This is a genomic window from Psychrobacter sp. AOP30-A2-5, assembly GCF_052378115.1.
GTDB lineage: Bacteria > Pseudomonadota > Gammaproteobacteria > Pseudomonadales > Moraxellaceae > Psychrobacter.
Window position 1 is genome coordinate 68,564 of sequence record NZ_JBQSXK010000004.1, and the last position, 20,545, is coordinate 89,108.

Annotated in this window: 13 protein-coding genes; 7 read left to right on the forward strand and 6 right to left on the reverse strand. The window is 43.7% G+C overall.

The features are described 5' to 3' along the window. Positions 1–75 precede the first annotated feature (75 nt). Together ACT3S4_RS04865 and ACT3S4_RS04870 are read left to right on the forward strand one after the other, a co-directional pair. Positions 76–5,433: an SdrD B-like domain-containing protein gene (locus ACT3S4_RS04865; protein ID WP_444760579.1), complete on the forward strand. Its 5,358-nt coding sequence runs from the start codon at positions 76–78 to the stop codon at positions 5,431–5,433. A gap of 166 nt (positions 5,434–5,599) precedes the next feature. Next, entirely contained in the window at positions 5,600–6,373 is a 774-nt protein-coding gene (locus tag ACT3S4_RS04870; RefSeq protein ID WP_444760580.1) for a hypothetical protein, read from the forward strand. A 142-nt stretch (positions 6,374–6,515) separates the two neighbouring features. On the opposite strand, the gene ACT3S4_RS04875 is transcribed toward ACT3S4_RS04870, so the two are convergent. The 4 genes from ACT3S4_RS04875 to glpK all read right to left on the reverse strand — a co-directional run bounded on the left by ACT3S4_RS04875 (position 6,516) and on the right by glpK (position 11,095). Beyond that, positions 6,516–7,208, reverse strand: a complete 693-nt coding sequence (locus ACT3S4_RS04875) for a TetR/AcrR family transcriptional regulator (protein ID WP_055124242.1) — start codon at positions 7,206–7,208, stop codon at positions 6,516–6,518. Between the two features lie 238 nt (positions 7,209–7,446). Further along, on the reverse strand, positions 7,447–8,475 hold the full coding sequence (locus ACT3S4_RS04880) for an endonuclease/exonuclease/phosphatase family protein (protein WP_198330793.1): 1,029 nt from the start codon (positions 8,473–8,475) through the stop codon (positions 7,447–7,449). Between the two features lie 248 nt (positions 8,476–8,723). Then, entirely contained in the window at positions 8,724–9,236 is a 513-nt protein-coding gene (locus ACT3S4_RS04885; protein ID WP_045446919.1) for a hypothetical protein, read from the reverse strand. A gap of 266 nt (positions 9,237–9,502) precedes the next feature. Beyond that, entirely contained in the window at positions 9,503–11,095 is a 1,593-nt protein-coding gene (glpK, locus tag ACT3S4_RS04890) for a glycerol kinase GlpK (RefSeq protein WP_444760581.1), read from the reverse strand. Between the two features lie 622 nt (positions 11,096–11,717). On the opposite strand from glpK, the gene ACT3S4_RS04895 reads away from it, so the two are divergent. The 5 genes from ACT3S4_RS04895 (at position 11,718) to ACT3S4_RS04915 (ending at position 18,280) form a co-directional block, all read left to right on the forward strand. Beyond that, positions 11,718–13,427: a TolC family protein gene (locus ACT3S4_RS04895; RefSeq protein ID WP_444760582.1), complete on the forward strand. Its 1,710-nt coding sequence runs from the start codon at positions 11,718–11,720 to the stop codon at positions 13,425–13,427. A gap of 210 nt (positions 13,428–13,637) precedes the next feature. Next, positions 13,638–14,504, forward strand: a complete 867-nt coding sequence (locus ACT3S4_RS04900) for a YihY/virulence factor BrkB family protein (protein ID WP_045452110.1) — start codon at positions 13,638–13,640, stop codon at positions 14,502–14,504. A gap of 48 nt (positions 14,505–14,552) precedes the next feature. Continuing rightward, a complete protein-coding gene (locus ACT3S4_RS04905; protein ID WP_193009347.1) occupies positions 14,553–15,737 on the forward strand; it encodes an HlyD family secretion protein in 1,185 nt (394 codons plus the stop codon). Between the two features lie 3 nt (positions 15,738–15,740). Further along, complete coding sequence (locus tag ACT3S4_RS04910; protein WP_444760583.1) at positions 15,741–17,078, forward strand: ABC transporter permease; 1,338 nt, start codon at positions 15,741–15,743, stop codon at positions 17,076–17,078. Continuing rightward, the gene (locus ACT3S4_RS04915; RefSeq protein WP_444760584.1) at positions 17,078–18,280 is read left to right on the forward strand and encodes an ABC transporter permease; all 1,203 of its coding nucleotides are present in this window, start codon (positions 17,078–17,080) and stop codon (positions 18,278–18,280) included. Before ACT3S4_RS04910 ends, ACT3S4_RS04915 begins: the two co-directional genes overlap by 1 nt. A 128-nt stretch (positions 18,281–18,408) precedes the next feature. Here the strand turns inward: ACT3S4_RS04915 and sthA are convergent, their stop codons facing one another. Beyond that, positions 18,409–20,058 carry a Si-specific NAD(P)(+) transhydrogenase gene (sthA, locus tag ACT3S4_RS04920; protein WP_045452107.1) on the reverse strand — a complete coding sequence of 550 codons (1,650 nt, stop codon included), beginning with the start codon at positions 20,056–20,058 and terminating at the stop codon, positions 18,409–18,411. An 81-nt stretch (positions 20,059–20,139) separates the two neighbouring features. Then, a complete protein-coding gene (locus tag ACT3S4_RS04925) occupies positions 20,140–20,544 on the reverse strand; it encodes a DUF4377 domain-containing protein (protein ID WP_045446913.1) in 405 nt (134 codons plus the stop codon). Between the last annotated feature and the right edge of the window lies 1 nt (position 20,545).

Genomic DNA, 20,545 nt, shown 5'->3' on the forward strand with positions numbered 1-20,545 from the left:
CTAATTCTTTTATATTAGCCAAGCTAGAGAATCTCTACCCTTACCCTCACTGATATTTTATTGGATAAGCGACATATGACTCTATCTACCATGACACCGTCTAATCGTACTGCATTGTGTTCAGCGAAGATCTCTGCGCTGTCATTGGCAATGTTGCTTATGCAATCAAATATCGCGATTGCAGCTGATGCAGCAAATCCTAATCTGCAAATCATCAACAATATTGCAAATGCTAGCTATAACGTCAATAACCAGACTGACGTCACAATATCTAGCACCTCAAACCAAGTACAAGTCAAAGCCTCAGACCTTCCTGAATACGGTATTGAACTCACTCAACAGCCGTTACTCACCGTTATGCCTAACGCCTTGGTCAACTGGGTAAATGTCCTAAGCAATACCAGCTATAGCAAACAGACTGTTGAGCTAACATTAGCTGTATCTCCAACGCTCTCAAACTTAAAAATCTATCAAGATCTAAATAAAAACGGCGTCGTTGATAGTGGTGATACTGAAGTTATTTTCGATAATTTAAGCGCACAAATCAAACTTGGACACAGTGAAAGTATCCAGTTTATCGTGCAAGCTTTATCAGATGCTAACGGCAAAAGTGGCGATACTGCAGATATTAAAATTGGCGCTGTCGTTCTAGAAGACCCATCCGTATCGAGTGTCAACGTGACTGATAGACTGATCATCGTTGAGCCTGAAATCAAATTTACAACTCCTAAATTTGACGCAAACAAAACCACCTCACAAATCGATGAAAACGTCTATATCGATGCCAGCTATGCGCAGTGTAACGTTCAACTAGATAAGCCAGATCAAGTATGGGTCACGATTACCTCTTTATTGACGGGTGACAAATACGCATTGAAAGCGATTGAGACGGGCAATAGTACTGGTAAATATCAGCTATCAGCACCAACACAAAACAATGCCAATGCTATCAATGACAAATTTATTCAGACTCTAGCAAATGACACGTTGACTGCGAGTCTAGACGCCTGTATCGCGCCTTCTGTCGGCACTGGCGCTGAGCAGCTACCAAGCGAAGGTGACTTCACCGTACGTATAGATGACTTAAATACACAAATCAATATCGTCGATGATAGCCCAAGCTTAGTCGTCACCAAAGAAAGCGACGTTAAAAGCGCTGAATTTGGTGATTATGTTAGTTACACCATCAATATCACCAATAGTGGCAACTCTACCGCTTACGATGTACAACTAAAAGACGCCCTACCACGTGGTTTTGCTTATGTAGATGGTAGTGTACGTATCAACCAAACTGCTGATATCAATATCGACCAAGCGCAAACCACTGAGTTTAAAGCTGATGGTAAATATCAGGTGCTAAATTTAGGTAATATGGCAAATGGCGACAGTAAAAAAATTACTTACCGTGTCTTAATCGGTTCCTCATCATTGGGCGGTGATGGCATCAACCGCGCGACTGCCGTTGCTAGCAATGAGCAAGGTAAAAGCTTAGTTTCAAGAGAAGCACAGTGGAAGATTGAAGTAGAGCGCGGCGTCATGAATACTGATGGCATCATCATCGGTAAGGTCTACCACGATATCAACCGTGATGGCATTCAACAAAAAGAAGATGGCGAACTTGGCGTTGCAGGCGTGCGTATCTACATGGAAAACGGTAACTTTGTCGTGACTGATCCTGAAGGTAAATATAACTTTTATGGTGTCAGTGCCAAAACTCACGTCTTAAAAGTTGACCGCACCACCATCCCTCACTCAACCGAGATGGTCACCCAAAGTAATCGCAATGCGGGCGATGCTGGCAGCCGTTTCGTTGATTTAAAATATGGCGAATTACATCGTGCCGATTTCGGTATCGTGGTCGGTATGGGCGATAGCACTGAGCGTTTGAATACAGAGCTTGTCGCTCGTAGCAAATCAGTAAGCGCTAAGAATGATAGCCTTGAGCAAGCAGTAAAAACCGAGCTAACCCTAGATCCTGACTACAATCGTGACTACAATCGTGACTACAATCGTGACTACGATGATAATGTAGACGCCAGTGGCTGCAACATCAATGGCGACTTAGATCTGGGCAGCAACTGTGACTCTGCTATCGTCAATGAGATGATCAATCCAGCCGCCAATCGTGTTGATATGACCGTCACTACGGTAGCACCGCCAGTAGAAAAAGAGCTGGAAGAATATCTCAAAGAAGTGGCTAACAATGACGTGGCTTTTATCAATTTAAACGAAGGTCAACAGCTCAGCACTTATAAACAAATGGTACAGGTGCAAGCGCCACTAGGTTCAATATTTACACTATATGCCAATGGAAAAGCAGTATCAGAACAACAAATCGGCAAAACAGCTGAGCAAGAAAAACAGAATGTGACTGCCTTTGATTACTATGCCGTCGACTTAAAGCGTGGCAACAATATCTTGCGCGGTGTCGCTACTGACGTGAATGGCAAAATTATCTCTGAGCAAACCATTAAAGTATCAACGCCAGACAATTTACAAGCCATTGACTATCGCACTCAAGCGCAGCTAGTACCGGCAGATGGCGTTAGCGATTATCAAGTCGTTATTAGCCTAAAAGACCGTGATGGCCGTCCTTATATCGCCTCAACACCTATCACTATCGATACCAATATCGGCCGTATCAATCTTAATGACAGCAGTAAAGATCAAGCTGGTACGCAAGTTATTGTCTCAGGTGGTGAGCTACTCATACCCGTGACTGCACCGAGTGTACCGGGTAAAGGTGAGTTGGTCATCGACACTGGTAGCAGTAAACAGATTATCCCGTTACAATTTACCGCGCAATTACGTCCTCTCATTGCCGTCGGCATCGTCGAAGGCGCGATCTCACTTAAAGACTTTGATGGCAGCAGCATTACTGACGCCCAAGGCGCTTTTGAGCAAGAGCTCAATGATTTCGCTGGTAACGATGACTATACCGCTTCTGGTCGCGCCGCGATGTTCCTTAAAGGCAAAGTACGTGGCGATTATCTGCTCACTTTGGCTTATGACAGCGACAAAAAAGGCGAGCGTCTGTTCCGTGATATCGAGCCTGGTGAATACTATCCTGTCTATGGTGATTCATCAGCCAAGGGCTTTGATGCGCAATCTACCAGCAAACTCTATGTGCGCTTGGACAAGGGCCGCTCATTTGCTATGTATGGCGACTTAAAAACTCAAATCGATAACGATGAAGGTATTAAATTAGGTCAATATAACCGTACGTTGACTGGCCTAAAAGCCCAGTATGAAGATAGCAATACTCGCATTACCGCCTTTGTCGCGGAGACGAGTACCAGCCAGCGCGTCAATGAGACTCGTGGTCTTGGTATCTCAGGCCCTTATCCATTGGCTGAAAACTTTGATGCCGTATTAGAAAACTCAGAAACTGTCGAAGTGATCACTCGTGACGCCAACAATCCAGGCTTGATCATTAGCCGTGAGACCCTTACCCGCTTTGCTGATTATGAAATTGACCCTATCAGTCGCAGCTTATTTTTAAAAGCCCCTATCGCTAGCCAAGACATCGATGGCAACCCTATTTATCTACGAGTCACTGTAGAAGTAGATGAAGGCGGCGAAAAATACTTGGTCGGTGGCATTGCTGCCAAGCAGCAGTTGACTGATAAAGTCGCCATCGGTGGTAGCTATGTCAACAGTGCTGATCCTCTTAACAAAGAAGAGCTGGCTAGCGTCAACAGCGTTATCAAGTTTAACGATAAGCTAAAACTGGTCGCTGAATACGCGATGAATAAAGCTGAGAATCCAAATTTTCAGCCAAGCAATCAAATCAATGCGACAGAATTAGACGGTCAGGACGCAGAAGGTAATGCCTTGCGTATCGAGCTTGACTTTGATAACCAGAAAAACACTCGTGCCAAAGCTTATTATAACGATACTGACGAAGGTTTCGTGACTGGTGCCTCGCCGCAGACTGCTGGGCGCGCTGAATCGGGCGTCGAAGTCACTCATTTAATTAATGATAAAAAGACCGCGCTAAAACTAGAAGGCGTGCGCACTAAAGATCATACCACTGATGCTAGCCGCCAAGGTGTCTTAGCCAGTATTGAACAGCGTTTGAGCACCAACATCGTTGGCGAGATTGGCTTACGTTATTATAAGCAAGATGCGACAGCGGCTTCACGCAATATCCAAGCGGTAACAGACGTCGTAGATGTGACTGACAACACCATCTTTAATGACGATATTATCAATCAATCAGCGCTAAATAATGTCAGTGATTCTGAAAAAGATATTGAAGGTACTACCGCCCGCGCTCGTATCACGGCACGGTTACCCAAGCTCAATGACTCTTTAGTATTTGCAGAATATGAGCAAGATATTGATAACAGTAATCGTAATGCCACCTCCATCGGAGGCGAGACGCCGCTAGGTGGTTTAGGTCGCCTATACGCCCGTCATGACTTGATCAACAGTCTATCTGGTAGCTATGGTCTTGATGATACTGAAGAACGCCAGCGTACCGTATTTGGTTTTGACGCCAACTACATGACAGACGGCAAAGTCTATAGCGAATACCGCATGCGCGATGCTATCAGTGCCCGCGAAGCTGAAGCGGCCATTGGGCTTAAGAACAAATGGTATGTCCAGCAAGGTTTAACCATCAATACTTTATTTGAGCGTGTTGAATCATTAGAGGGCGATACCGAGAACACCGCAACGGCAGCTGGCATTGGTGTAGAGTATCTTGCGAAAGAAGATTACAAAGCCTCGGCGCGTTTTGAGAAGCGTTGGGGTGAGACCAGTGACACATTGCTAGGTAGCGCTGGTATTGCTTATCGCTATACTGATGATGTGACTCTGTTGGCCAAAGACATCTACTCACGCGTCAATTATGACGATGGCAATCGCACGATTAATCGTTTCCAGCTAGGAGCTGCCTATCGTGATTATGATAGCAATCAGTTAGACATGTTAGCCAAGCTTGAGTATCGCTTAGATGATAACAGTACGGGCGATGACGCCTATCAAAAAGACGCCGTTATTTGGTCATTGAGTGGTAACTATCATCCAACGCGTCCGTTGACGTTATCAGGCCGTTACGCGGGTAAATATACTCAGTTTGATGCTGATAATATCAGTAGCGACAATACAGCCCATGCGCTTTATGCTCGTGGTCTATATGACATCAGTGAGCGCTGGGATGTGGGCTTGCAAGCAGGCACTTATTGGAACAAACAAGCAGATGATATGTCTTATATGCTGGGTGCGGAAGTAGGCTATAGCCCGATGACCAATCTTTGGTTGTCACTAGGTTATAACTTCATGGGCTTTGAGGATGAAGACATCGCTTATGACGATAGCACTATGGAAGGCGCTTACTTTAGATTACGTTTCAAGTTTGACGAAGACCTATTCAAACGTGATGATCCACGTAAGAACCAGCGTTTGACGACTCACTCTACATTGTAATTTATCCCCATTGTCGTGTTATCATCTGACGACAATGCGGGCGTTATCGCGCTGTTCATCATATTATATGACAGATATATTTTAATAAGCGATGAGATCAGCGCCAAAAACCGCAAGTACCAACACCAATATTGATACTGCTCCGCTTAATATGAGGTTTTGCATCATGCCTAATCCTGCCGACAAAGCAGCCCATTATAAACAGCCTATAAAGGCTTTATTATCAACCGTTTTCTTCCTAACAATGACCTCGGTTGCATCGGCGAGTCATCATACTCCTGAAGTGGCAGTAACCCATGACGCTACTCACTGTGCCAATGAGGTTCAAACTCAATCTCACCACCCAAAATACCAAAGTACGCGCCAACGTGCTATGAATTGTATGTTGACAGAGTTACAACCATATCAACAAAAAAATATGAGCGCACGTCAACAATACTTTGCCTATAAAGCTCAGGCCTGGCTTAACTACGCTATCCATCAAGATAGCATGAATAGTCGTTCACCTGCTGGACAGCAAGCAGCACAGGCAGCAGAGACGATTTTGACTACCTTAAAAAATGGCAAGGAACAAGATCTCAACCTTATTCAAGACATACCCTCAAACTCTGCTCTCATGCGCCCCGATCTATGGGCAACCTTAAGCGCGCTAAAAGATAGCGGTGGTATCGAGTCAGCACCACGAGAGATAGCTTTCAGCGAGGTCGCTTTAATTTGGGCTGATACGAACCAATGCGAGCGCGGCTCGCGGGAATCAGGCATCCATTTTCGCATGGCAGATCGTTGGCTTGAACAAGCCCGCGAAGCATACGTCAATACCCATGATTCACAGACCAACGTCGCTTTGGAAGAGCTGATCGTCAGCTATTATAAGCAATATGAGACATTAGATGCGAGTGCTGATAGTTGCCGTGGGCAAGTATTGACGCCTATCCGTTAAGTCCATTATTATCACTGCTCAGCAAGGCAGTAAATACAAAAAAGCCGACATATTATGTCGGCTTTTTTTGTATTTACTTAGCAGACATTAGAGCATGTTAATCACACTCTAATGTCTATGCATCATCTAAATAGCGAAAAAACTAGCGATTCTTACGCGGTAGCTTTTCTGGTAGATAGCAACGCAAATAAGCGATAAATGCAGTGTTTGCTTCTTGGATATATTCATTGGTAATGCTTTGATGACGACGATAAGACAATGTGAATATCGCATTAATAATGCTATAAGCAATCAATAGCGTGTCTTGAATATCGTGGAAACTCGGCATCTCATAGCGCTCTGATAAACGCTTATAAACCAAATCGACGATTTGATGATCGATATCTTCACCAAAACTATCACCTTCAAAATCAGGCGTGTTCGTGTCATAAATGAGCTTGGCTTTGGTTTCGTCGTTATGGAATATCGTCACACAATTATCAATAAGCGCCGTCAAATAGCCCTGCCATCTGTCATAATTACCAATATCGACTGTTTCTACTATTTCTAATATTTCGATAGCATTCAAAAAACGCAATGCTAAAAATATTGCTTCTATGTTAGGAAAAAAGTGATAAGCAGAAGCTCTTGGAATGCCTGCTTCTTCACATACAGCTGCCAAAGTAATGTCATTGATAGGTTGTGTTTCACTTAACTTCTTGGCACCAGCCAAAAGTTTTTGACGGCGCGCACGGCCTTGTTGGCTGGTAAACTTAAACTTATTCGGGACCAGTTTTTTTGCCAGTTCCGAATCTACCAACACATCTTCAATCTTTTCGTCTTTATTTTCGCTCATCATAAGTCTCTTAATGTTACACCCTATTTTATAAATATAATCTTCAATAGATAGTATTCGCCCTAAATTGAAGAATTACATCCTATTAGCTAATAATGTAGCACTGATATTAGCGCTACTATGTCTAATGGAGAGGCATCATAAACGCTTGTACACTATCAAGCAAGGGAGATAAATGGGTTAAAAATTAATGTATAGGTCAATCATTTAATAGCGTTAACCACGTAATGTAAAAAATTTAATCATTGAGTTTAATTTTCGCTCTTATAATACCATGATCGATGACCCTATCTGCATAGTCCCACTTTAAATGGTCATTGAAATAGTCTACTCTTTCAACCTGACCCAGTGAAAACTTGCTATCAGGAAGAAACTCTTCTGAAACAAATAATTGATCAATCACTTCTGGCATACCTTGATATATATGGGTATATGCCACATCTTTCATCCAACCATAGCGTGCTTGGATACGGGCAGCATCGAATAATGCAACATCGCGCATGCCTTTGTCATAATTAACTTCACCAGTCTCAGCCATCAATTGGGTGGTGACGCTACCGGTGACATCATTCATATCGCCTAACAAAATCAATGGCTCACGAGTATGACGTAAGCGCTCTATAATAGACATGCGAATAGAAGCTGCTTCTGCGGCGCGCATACATAAGCTACGGAGCTTGGCACGGACTCGAATATTTGGATCGTCCATGTCTTCTAACAAATTGCCACTTTCATCACGCAAGAAAAATGCCCGTTTGCTTTTTAGATGCGCCGTAATAATCGTTATCGGTTGACCAAAGGCATCGACCCGCACTACCAATGGTGGACGATTAAAGCGCTGGTAAGGACCAATATCAGGGATATCAATCACCGCTTTTGGTGCAATATCTTCAAGCAAGCGGCTTTCTAATTGCTCAAAACGGCTAATAATACCAACGGCAGGAGTGTTTTGTGCCCCTTTGCCATGGGTATAAGGGCTTGAACGGTCGTTACTTGCCAACGGAACAACAACATGCTCGGGCTTAAATCCCAACGACACCGCCAACGCTTCAAGCGCATTACTATCCCAGACTTCTTGTACCGCAATAATATCAGCATGTGCTTTTGCTAATAAATCGGTGATGCCGCTTAGCTTGTGCTCGTATTCATCGTTACTGTAAGCTGGCGCATTGTCATAATAAATTCGGTTAGGATTGGCAAAATTGAGCAAGTTGGCAGTGGCAATATAAAATTGTCTGGCGCTTTTAGCTTCCGCATTATTGTTCATAGATTACCTATTATTTTTATTCTAGAATATTGCTTCCAAAGATGATTGGCTGTTTAATATATTCATACTTAGTAATATACAGCAAAAAAGCCTCCAAAGAAATCTTTGAAGACTTTAAAATAGCATAAATTGAAAGTATTTAGTCTATTAGCAGACCCAAGTCTACAATCAGACTAAGCCCAGTGATAAGGTAGTAAGCTTATATACTGTCTACTTACTTAAATCAAATGTGCTGTTAGTTTCGCTTATTACGATACACGATTCCATGCGTCATACGATGCTTTGCGTGCTTCTTCCCACTCCATGCGTGATTCACCTTTTACTTCATGCCATGAGCGCTCTAATTCAGCTTCATGGTCTTCAAAACGTGCATCCGCAGGATAACGAGCACGGTTGGCGTACCCTACTGCATAAGCTGGATGTAGATCACGGTCGAAGTCATAACCTTCTTTGTAATAATCAACATTTGCATATTCTGCACGCCAGTAAGCTTCTTCACGTGTTGGATCAATCGCTTCTGCTGCTGCATGTCCTGCACCGCCACCAACGATAGCACCAATCGCACCGCCAATGAGTGTGCCAAGTGGTCCTGCCATTGTACCGATTGCTGCACCCGCTGCTGCGCCGCCAAGACCACCAATAGCTGTGCCTACTGGATGCGAACCTGGCTCACCTGTGATGATATCAGCATTCAGATCCTGCTTAGCTTCTTTTGACATATGCTTTACTTCACTGCGATCAATACCGTCATAGTTACTCATAATTTTATCCTTAAATTAATTTGTTATATTTTAGATTTATTAAGTGCTAAAAATTAGCGGTCTTACTCGATTCATGTGTTACTTGAGTCGCCTAAAGTATAGAAATTTATGGATAACAACAGATAGATAGGTTGTGTAAATTGTGTCCAGATTGCGATTGCCTTGCGTTACAGCCTGTATCTTTATAATGATTTTGTAGGACAGTGAAGCGTTTTAAGTAATTTTTCATTGAGTTGTTACAATATTTTAATGTGTCTGTTCAATACTTATAAGGATGTCAATGCTCTATCGATGGCTCGTTGCCACTTATCAAGATGTTGTTCACGGATATCACTGGACATTTGGGGTTCAAAAATCCGATCGACTTGCCATGATGCTTGCATCGTCCCTTCATCATATAGCCCCGTTTTTAAACCTGCGAGTAATGCTGCACCTTTGGCAGTGATTTCTGTATCTCTCGGACGCAGGACAGGCACATCGAGTAAATCAGCTTGAAACTGCATCAATAAGTCATTGTTAGCCGCGCCGCCATCTACTCTTAGCTCAGTTAATGGATGAGGACTGTCTTTTTGCATGGCAATGAGCACATCATAAGTTTGATAAGCAACTGCCTCTAACGCAGCACGAGCAATATGGGCTTTCGTCGTGCCGCGGCTCATACCAGTAATACTCGCGCTGATATCGGAGCGCCAATAGGGTGCTCCTAGCCCTGTGAATGCAGGCAGTAACACCACTTCTTCACTACTATCAACTTGGCGGGCTAAATCTTCGACTTCACTGCTGTGTTGAATCATACCCAGATTGTCCCGTAGCCATTGGACAATAGCACCTGCCATAAACACACTACCCTCCAAGGCATAAGTGACTTCTTTTCTGGGTGGCTGCAACATGCGTTTGCCTGACTGTACAATTTGATCGAACGATAAATTGTCTGGACGAGTCGGTGTGGATTTTCGTTGCCAAGCGATTGTCGTTAGTAGTTTATGCTCACTCAGTTTGGGTTTTTGACCAATATTCATCAGCATAAAACACCCAGTACCATAAGTGTTTTTAGCCATACCAGCATCGAGGCAGCCTTGTCCAAAAAGTGCCGCTTGCTGATCGCCCAATACCGCTTGAATAGGAATTTGTTTGGCAAACAGTCCTTTTTTAGTTTTACCAAAGTCACCATCAGATGGTAGGACTTTAGGCAAAATATTCATGGGTATCGCAAAACGGGCGCACAGCTCTTCTGACCACTCAAGCTTGTGGATATCATATAATAAAGTACGGGAAGCATTGGTCACATCAATGACATGCTCGCCACCGGTGAGCTTATATATGAGCCAACTGTCTATAGTACCAACCGCTATTTCTCCTCTACTGGCTCGTACGCTCAATTTCGGATTGTGCTCTAGTAACCAAGCGATTTTGCTGGCGCTGAAATAAGGATCTAAACGTAGGCCTGTAATGCGTTGCACTTCGCTTGTCACATCATCATGGCTGCCATTCATCATGCTACTGGCACTCTCAGCTGCGAGTGTTTTACAGTAGTTCGCCGTACGGCGATCTTGCCAAATGATGGCAGGGGCTAAAGGTTTACCCGTTTGCTTATCCCACATGACAATAGATTCACGCTGATTGGTGATCGCGATACTGGTGACGTCGGTAGCAAGCAGCCCTGCTTGATTAATCACATCATGGGCACAGCTAATCTGCGTTTGCCAAATTTGTTGCGCGTCTTGCTCGACAAAGCCCGCTTTTGGGGTTTGTAAAGTGGTGGGCTGCTGTGCCATTTTTATCGGACGCGCACGATCATCGTACAATATCGCTCGACTCGATGTCGTCCCTTGATCCAAAGCCAAAATATATCCTGCCATTACTCACATCCTATTTTGTTGCATTCATTTTTTACATTTATATTTTATAGCCCAGTCTTTATTGATGGCACATACTTTTTGTGAGTAACGCCTATCGTAATAGCCAGTTTTATTTACATTAGCACTGCGCCAATGAGCAATTGCTGACAGTTAAAATAAATGCCATTCATTTTAATCTTGCTCAACGCTATAAGGTGCTGAAATATAGCACACACCACTGTTATGTATAGTTTATAAGCTGCTTTGTAGTACAACAATCATAACTAACCATCATTTTCGCTGAAAACTTTTAAAAGTGATCTAAAATCGATTTAAATGCTAATGACTTGATAAACCTTTTATTATTAATTAACAAATGATGTTATTATTTGTCTTAACACCCGACCTCTAACATAAAATCATGGCTTATTCAACGCACAGTAAGCAAATACTGAGCATTGACCCGTCACCATTGTGCCACTACAGTGTAGCGCTTGTTATCCATAACAAAATGTTGGCTGCTGTTAATGGTTGACCATATTGAACTGTTTGAACAGGGTTTGACCATAACAGTTGATGTTTTTGATACTTTTTTGCCTGACTCTAAAATACTTTGCATTCTAATTAATGGCTTATGTGACTTATGAAATTTGCTTTATCGACTCTGTCTACTGCGGTGATGACGATTACGTTCATGGGTTTAGCAGCGCCTGCTTTTGCAAGCGCTACTGATCATAATATCGAGTCACCGAATGGGGTCACAGCCGTTGCAGTGACGCAAATTATCGATGCTGACACTCAATACAGTACTCAAAGCAGCATTCAAGACAGCGCTCAAAACAGTACTCAAAAAAATGAGATTCAAAATAGAAGGTCAACGACAGATACGGATATGGGTCAAGCTGAGCAAAAAACTGGCTTAACAACGCTTATCGATCCCATTACCCATAAAAGTATTGATAATAGTTATCCATTAGCAGTATCTAGCCTGTTAAGCCTTGAGCAAGCTCAAAATATCTTATTACAAGTGTCACCGAAACTGGCCGCCAATCAAGCGGCGATTGCTGCTAGTGAATATCAAACGGATGCGCTCAAAACTTTAGACAATCCATTGGTGTTTGCCCAACTATCAGCCAACGCTTACAACTTAGACGCGGATCTTGACTTATCATCATTGAAAAACGGTATTGTTAATGACGTTAACAATGGTGTCGATAATGTGATTCCGCCTATTCCACCATTACCAGATTTGCCGAATTTTGGTGAATTGGTCGGTGAGCGTATCCCAGATTCTTATGAGTTAAAGCGCTCAGGCTCAACGGCTGGTGCAGGTCTGGGCGTGGTTTGGCCCATCTATACTGCTGGACGTACCAACGCTTTGACAGGTGCTTCCAATGCCCGTACCCAAGAAGCCGTCGCAGACAGCCTATTGGATAAAAACGAGCTTTATAATACCCTGATTGAGCGTTATTTTAAGGCACAGCTGGCCATCATTGCCGCTTATTTACGCGAAGATGCTTATGATACCTTGCAGCAGACTGACCATATGGCGCAGCGGCTTTTTGAAGAAGGTTTTATCTCACGTGTTGATCGCCTAGAAGCACAATCTGCGCTTGCCGATGCAAAAAGTGAGTCCGTCAATGCCAATAACGATGCTCGTCTTGCGATGATGGCTTTACAGCGGTTATTGCGTACCGACTATCGCATCAAACCTACGACACCGTTATTCGTCTCTAGCCGTCCTTTACCCGATGTAAACTATTTTCAGAATTTATCACTCACCAATCACCCAGGTCTACAAAAAGTCGCCGCCAAACGCGCGCAAGCTGAGCAGCTACATGCGCTATCAGATACTGGTCACAAGCCTACCGTCATGCTCTATGGCTACGGACAAATTGAAAAAGACCCCAGTTGGGTAGCCGGTATATCAGCCAGCTGGAAGCTGTGGGGTGGTCTTGATAAAAATGCATCACTCGCATCGAGCAATGCCAAAATACGCCAAGCGGATCTGTCTGAAATCGAAGTCAGTGACAATTTATTATTACTGGTCGAAAAAAACTGGCACGATGTTAATAATGCCCAATCTCGTTATCAGGCATTACAAAGTAACGTAGATCTGGCCGCAGAAGTCTTACGTTTGCGCCAGTTGGGGCTACAAGAAGGTGTAAATACACCGATTGAGGTAGTCCAAGCACAAACGCAGTCGCTTAAAGCACGTACTGAACAAGCGCAAGCGGCGAACAGCTATGTACAATCGCTGGCCGCACTCATGCAAAGCTGTGGTACGCCTCTTGCCTTTAATGCCTATCTTAATGCTGCTGATATTCGATTACCGACTTTGTATACTGAGTAATGATTTAATTTGAAAATGATAGATAGTGTGGATAAGCGTTTATATAGTTGATTCGATTTTAAAGTATGACAAGGCAGCTGAGCGAAGAGGTATATTTGATACCTCAAGCGAGGTTAACGCCGCAATACTATTACAGTAGCCTGACCATACTAATTATCATAAAGCTGTCAATAACCATACTATTGCTAACTCTATTGTGAATACTGTTTTATGAAAAACCCGACTTCTAAATTAATAAGTAACTGGCTGCAGCCTTCATTAAAGACGTGGCGTATTGCGAACAACTCTAATGTTTGGGCGCACTGCGCGAGCGTGGGATTTTTTGGTTTTTTATCAATTTTTCCAGTAATGGCGGTGTTTGTACTGCTTTATGGTCTCGCGTTTTCACCAGCTGAGATGCAAGAGCAAATCTCGATTTTGCGTCCGTTTATACCTGATACGGTGTATGAAGTCCTCAATTCACGCCTAAGCGCATTGGTCTCTAATACCACATCCGCGCTCACGTTCAGTCTTGTCTTATCGACCTTACTCGCCCTTTATGCTGGCTCTAAAGGTGTTAAATCTTTAATTATTCTGATCAATCTCGCCTTTCATATCACTCAAGAGCGTAACTTCATACAAAGTAACATTTTAGCAGTCAGCTTAACCTTTGGCGCGGTAGTAATCTTGATTATAGCGGTCTCTTCTATTGCTATTATTCCTGTAGGGGCAGCCTATTTCCCCTTCCCGCAAATAGCTAAAACGATTGCGCTTTGGAGCAGGTGGCCTATATTGGCTGGTATCATATTTTTGAGCTTTTTAAGCCTCTATCGCCTAGCCCCAAACCGTGACACCGTCGCGCTAAAAAAACTGGTGCCAGGAGCAGCTCTGTCGACCATTCTTTGGATTGTATTGTCTGTGCTATTTTCGATTTATGTGCAAAACTTTAATAACTATAGCGCTGAGTTTGGCGCGCTTTCAGCTGCCGTGGTCATTATGCTTTGGCTTTATTATTCAGCATTTATCGTCGCCTTTGGTGCGATTTTTAATTCTGAAGCCTTAGAAAGCGCCAAACCTTATGCTGTACGAATGTACTAATAACATACCCTTTATCCTCAATTTTGCTGCTTTAGGAATCTCACTGTCATGACTGAATCTACCAACGAATCAGACGACTCGCGCAAGTTAAACGACTCAGAGCAATCTACCGACTCAGTCAATAACCATAACGATCAAGCAACTGATGCTGAAAATGAGCAAGCAGTGCCTACTTATAAGCGCCATGCAGAAAAAGCGGATAAATCTGCCATGATAAAAAAGGCACTTCTGGCGCTATTGGTTCTGATTGTATTAGGCGTTATTGCCTATGGTCTATATAAAAGCAATCAGCATAGCGAACCTGAAGTCGTGACTTTGCAAGGGCAGATGCAGATGCAGCAAACCTCCATCGCTGCAAAAGTACCGGGACGTATTGCCAAAATTCTGGTCACAGAAGGTGATGCGGTGACGGTCGGGCAACAGCTGATTGAAATGGACTCGCCTGAGATTAACGCAAAGATCAATCAGGCGCTGGCTGGCAAGCAAATGGCACAAAGTCAGTTAGATAAAGCCGAAAATGGCGCCCGTCCACAAGAGATCGCTCAAGCAAAAGCGGCTTGGCAAGCCAACAAAGCTGCTTCTGATTTGGCAGAGAACACTTACCAGCGTGTCAACCGCCTTTATGAAGAAGGCCTTATGGCACGGCAAAAACGCGATGAGGCGTATGCGCAATATCTGGCCACTCAAGATCAAACTGAAGCGGCGCGCTTGCAATACGATTTGGCAAAAGAAGGCGCACGCAGTGAAGATAAATCAGCGGCGACAGCGCAAGTAGCGCAAGTCGATGCGCAACTAGAAGAAGCACTGGTGGCAAAAGAAGAAGCCAATTTAAAAAGCCCTATTGCAGGCATTGTGGACAATGTCATTGTCAGCGCGGGTGAAGTCATCGGACAAGGCGTGCCTATCTTGACGTTGGTCAATACCGATGAGCAGTGGGTCGTACTTAATGTCACCGAATCCTACTTAAACCAGTTTGCGATTGGTCAGCAATTTACTGGTACGATTCCTGCGCTGTCATCAGCAAATAAGCCTTATACCAAACAGTTTACCGTTTATGCTACGTCAACATTGTCTGACTTTGCCACTTGGCGGCCGACCAATAATGATGATGGATTCGATGTACGTACCTTTGAAGTAAAAGCACGTCCGACGACTCCCGATGCACGTATTCGCTCAGGTATGAGCGTTATTGTACGCGTCAATCCAGCACTTACTAATGCAAGCCAAGAGTAAGCCATGCATCTGATGAAGTTAAGTAAGGCTTTTTTACGTAGTGCTGCCTATGAGCGACGGTTTTTGACCAAAAATCCGTGGGACTTTAGTATGGTGGTCTGGATACCACTGGCAACCGTCCTACTGATTTGGTGGATATTTTCACAAACACAGATTACGGATTTGCCCATTGGGGTGATAGACCAAGACAATAGCCCGATTGCCAATACCGCGGTACGCTATTTGGAAGCCAGCCCTACTCTAACGGTTAGACAACTTTATTACTCAGAGGCTGAGGCAAAAGCGGCTATTTTGCAGCGTGATATTTACGCTATTGTCATTATCCCTGAAGATTTTTCTCGGCATATTTTATCTGCTGAGCCTGCTCCATTAATTTTACAAGTAAATGCTCAGTACGGTACACATTCGGGCATTATCCAAACCAGCGTTCAAGCGGTCGCTGGGACGTTATCGGCAGGCGTTGAGATACAACGCTTGGTCAAACAAGGCATGGCACCGTCGCAAGCTGCGATTGCTTACTCACCGATTGGCATACAGCGTATCAGCCTGTTTAATGCAGCCACCGATTATCAGCAGTTTTTGGCTTCAACGGTCATACCCGCGCTGCTGCATATTTTAGCGATGGTGATCGGTGCAACGACGATTGGTCGTGAGCTGCGGGATAAACGACTCGGCCACTGGTATCGCTTTATCAGTACAGGTCATCCCAATTTGACACGAATCACAAAAAACGAGTCAACATCAGGGCAAATATTAAATGCCGTAGAAAACAACCATAACATGAGCAAAAATGATCAAATCTCTGTCTCTAGTCATGCGAATGAAGATATGACGGAAAGTGCAAACGTTTTAGTCTTATTGTTTGGTCTGTTGGGCAAATACTTTTGGCCGACATTGGCCTTTAGCATTTGGGCGATGTTGGCTCTATGGCTTGCCACGCCGCAAGAATCCGTTGCCATGAGCTCAGTGCTTGCAACTTATGCTGGTTTGATATTATTAATAATGCTATCGTTTTGGCTGGGTGCTATCTTTACCTTAGGCTCATTTTCATTACGCATGGGCTTGTCTGCTACTGGTTTTATTTCAGCACCTTCTTATGCCTTTGCTGGTGTGACCTTCCCTTATATTGCTATCAGTGACAGTGCTCGGCATTGGTCAGATGCACTGCCACTCACTCACTATCTAAAACTGCACATTGCACAATTACAGATGCAAGCCCCTGTTGCTGTGTCATTGCCGATCGTCTATGGTCTGGCTATTGCCACGACGATTGCGATGACCCTGACTACTTTATTAACCAAACGCGCGCTGGCGCATCCTGAACGTTGGGGGGCGCGCTAATGTCATTACCACCAAAAGACCATTTATCTTCGACAACGTCAGATTCAATCAAGCAGTCTTCAACACCTAGTTTCTTAGGTAGTTTTTTACAGACCATTAAGGACATCTTTTCTGATAAAGGTGTGCTATTACTCTTACTGATTGCCCCTATTATTTATGGTTTTTTTTATCCTTGGCCGTATTCGACAGAAGTGGTCAACCATGTACCTGTTGGTATCATTGATAACGACAATAGTAATCTATCACGAACCATCGTTCGCTATGCGAGTGCCAGTCCACAGTTAGACACACAGCTTTTTCTCAACGAGCAGCAGGCTAAAGAGGCCATGTGGTCAGATGAAATCGCTGGGTACATGGTCATTCCAAGTGGGCTTGAGCAGCAAGTACTATCGGGAAAAGCGGCGAGCGTCAGCGTATTGGGTAATGGCGGCTACTTTCTGTTAAATAAAAACGTACAGATGGGCTTTTTAAAAGCAGTCAGTACGGTATCAGCAGGGATTGAAGTCAAAAAAAACGTGGCACAAGGTGCTTATTCAGCAACAGCGGCTGCTAATACTCAAGCGGTACCATTAGTAATTATCCCTTTATACAATCAAACAGAAGGTTATGGCGCTTATGTGGTGCCAGCGGTCTCTATTCTAATTTTGCAACAAACCTTATTAATCGCCACAGCGATGCTGATTGGTACATGGTATGAGCAGCGGCGACATGCGACAAGTATCCGTGGTTGGCTTGGGCGAATTGCTGCGCTCAGTATGTTTAGCTTCATTATTGGCTGCTTTTATTATGGTTGGACATTTGAGCTACACCACTATCCGCGTGGGCAAAACATGCTTGGCAGTTTACTGTTCCTTTTGTTATTTTGTCCAACCGTGGCGACACTTGGTTGTGTGCTTGGACTCTGGTTTCGCCAGCGCGAACGTAGTATGCAAATCCTAATTTTTAGCTCACTACCGATGTTTTTTGTCAGTGGTTATCCGTGGCCAGCAGATCAGCTGCCCACAGTTTTACAGATCATACGTTGGTTCGTACCCACGACACCGGGTATCAACACCTCCGTCCAGCTTAATCAAATGGGGGCTAGTATTTCCCAAGTTTCTACTGGATTTTATGCACTAGCCGCCTTATGGGTGTTTTACTTTGCGCTACTTATGTGGGTGCGCTGGCATGACGCGAATAAAGCACTTAAAACAGTGTCCTAAAGCAAAAGACGATTGCATGTCATTAGCGACTGCCATCAATAAAAGCCAAATCAATAATCCTGAATCAAAAAAAGCGCCTGCTAAATAGCAGGCGCTTTTTTATTTATAACGTTTTAATATTCTATCACTTAAAAAACACGATTAAGACCATTTAGTGCCGCCACGCGATACGCTTCTGCCATCGTTGGATAGTTAAAAGTAGTATTCACAAAGTACTCAAGTGTATTATTGCTCTTACACTTCATCACGGCTTGTCCAATATGGATAATCTCTGATGCATGGTTACCGTAGCAATGGATGCCTAAAATCTCTAACGTATCACGATGGAACAAAATCTTTAGTACGCCTGAGCGTTCACCAATGATTTGTGCACGTGCCAAATGCTTAAAGAATGCTTGACCCACTTCGTATGGGACTTTTTCGTCGGTTAGCTCTTGCTCAGTTTTACCGATACAAGAAATTTCAGGAATCGTATAGATACCAGTTGGCACGCTTGACACTGGTTCCGCATCGCTATCACCGACCATAAAGGCCGCCGCACAGCGTCCTTGGTCATAAGCGGCAGAAGCCAAAGATGGCCAGCCAATCACATCGCCTGCGGCATAGATATTTTCGATTTCAGTACAATAGGTATCATCAACTTTTAATTGACCACGGCTGTTTGCTTTTAGACCAATCGCTTCTAAGTTTAAACCTTCCGTATTACCTGAGCGACCATTTGACCAAAGAATGGCATCAGATTTGATGCGCTTACCACTCTTTAGATGCAAGACGACATAATCGTCATGCGTTTCAAGATGATCAATCTCTTCATTACTACGAATCAATACGCCAAATTGTCTAAAGTCATGCGCGATAGCATCGCTAATCTCGCTATCGAGATAACTGAGCAATTGATTTTGGTTATTAATCAAATCAACCTTATAACCAAGACCCGTAAAGATAGAGGCATACTCACAACCGATCACGCCCGCACCATAGATGATAATTTTTTTGACCACATAATCCATTTGCAAAATTTTATCAGAATCAAAAACGCGCGGATGGTTAAAGTCTAAAATTTCAGGGCGATAAGGACGACTACCAACCGTTACGATGGCTTTATTAAAGGTAATGGTTTCAAAGACATTGTCATCGGTTTCAACACGCAAAGTATGAGCATCAATGAAACTTGCCCAACCTTGAATCACTTCAATGCGATTGCGTTCATAGAATCGTGTGTGCGTACTAACCTGATTGCGAATGACTTTTCGAGCATTGGCAAGCACTCTATTTAGAGGAACTTGCTTGTACTCCATCGCCTTGGTAAACATAGGATCACGGCGAAAGTTAATGAGGTTAAATACCGATTGGCGCAGTGCTTTACTTGGAATCGTACCCACATGGGTAGAGTTACCACCTACCTGATCACGTGGATCAATGACCACCACTTTTTTGCCAGATTTAGTCAGTTTCATAGCTGCCGCTTCGCCAGCAGGACCTGCTCCTAAAACGACCGCATCATACTCATACTCGTGGTTATCGCCTTTTAAGCGACGTGAATCTTTCGTATAACCAGACTTGATATCGATTCGCGTATCATCGAGCGGATTAATAAGATCAGGATGGTGCATGACATCATCAGTGACCTGCTCATGGGTTTGTTCAATATTTTGTTTTTTATTTTTGCCTTCAGTATGTTCAGGATTCGGCACGCGACCGCTTTCTTTATTTGATACTTCGGTATGAATGTCTTTACCAATATCATTGGTCGCGTCGCTTGGTTTTTTAGTTCCCATCGTGTCCTCTTTACATTTACTTATTTATTTGATTTTTAGACTGTGTATGAATCAATAATTGCTTGAGTCAAAACCACACGACTAAGGCGTGCCCACCATACGTTGTGACACAATATTTTGCAGTGTCCAATGCCCAGTCGCGCTTTTCTGTCCCTCATCAATCTGCGGACGCGCACTAATCACATATTCTGTGCCAAGGCTTGGTTTAAAGTCATCAATCCAATCATAAGGTACCTGAAACACGCTGCCATCTTTACTTGATTTGGCCAGTAAACACTGCATCGGTAATGCCGAGGCACAGGCCACACGATTGGGCATGATTGTTAGCGTTTGCGCTTCACCCAATACAATGGTTGGGATATAACGTGGCTCAGGCACTGGCTCACGTGAAAAAGGTGACGTTTGGCAAGCACTCAGTAAACTGACCGCACTCAGCAAGCTGGCCAATAATAAAGGGGTCTTGCTAGACTTATAAGATGAACTCATA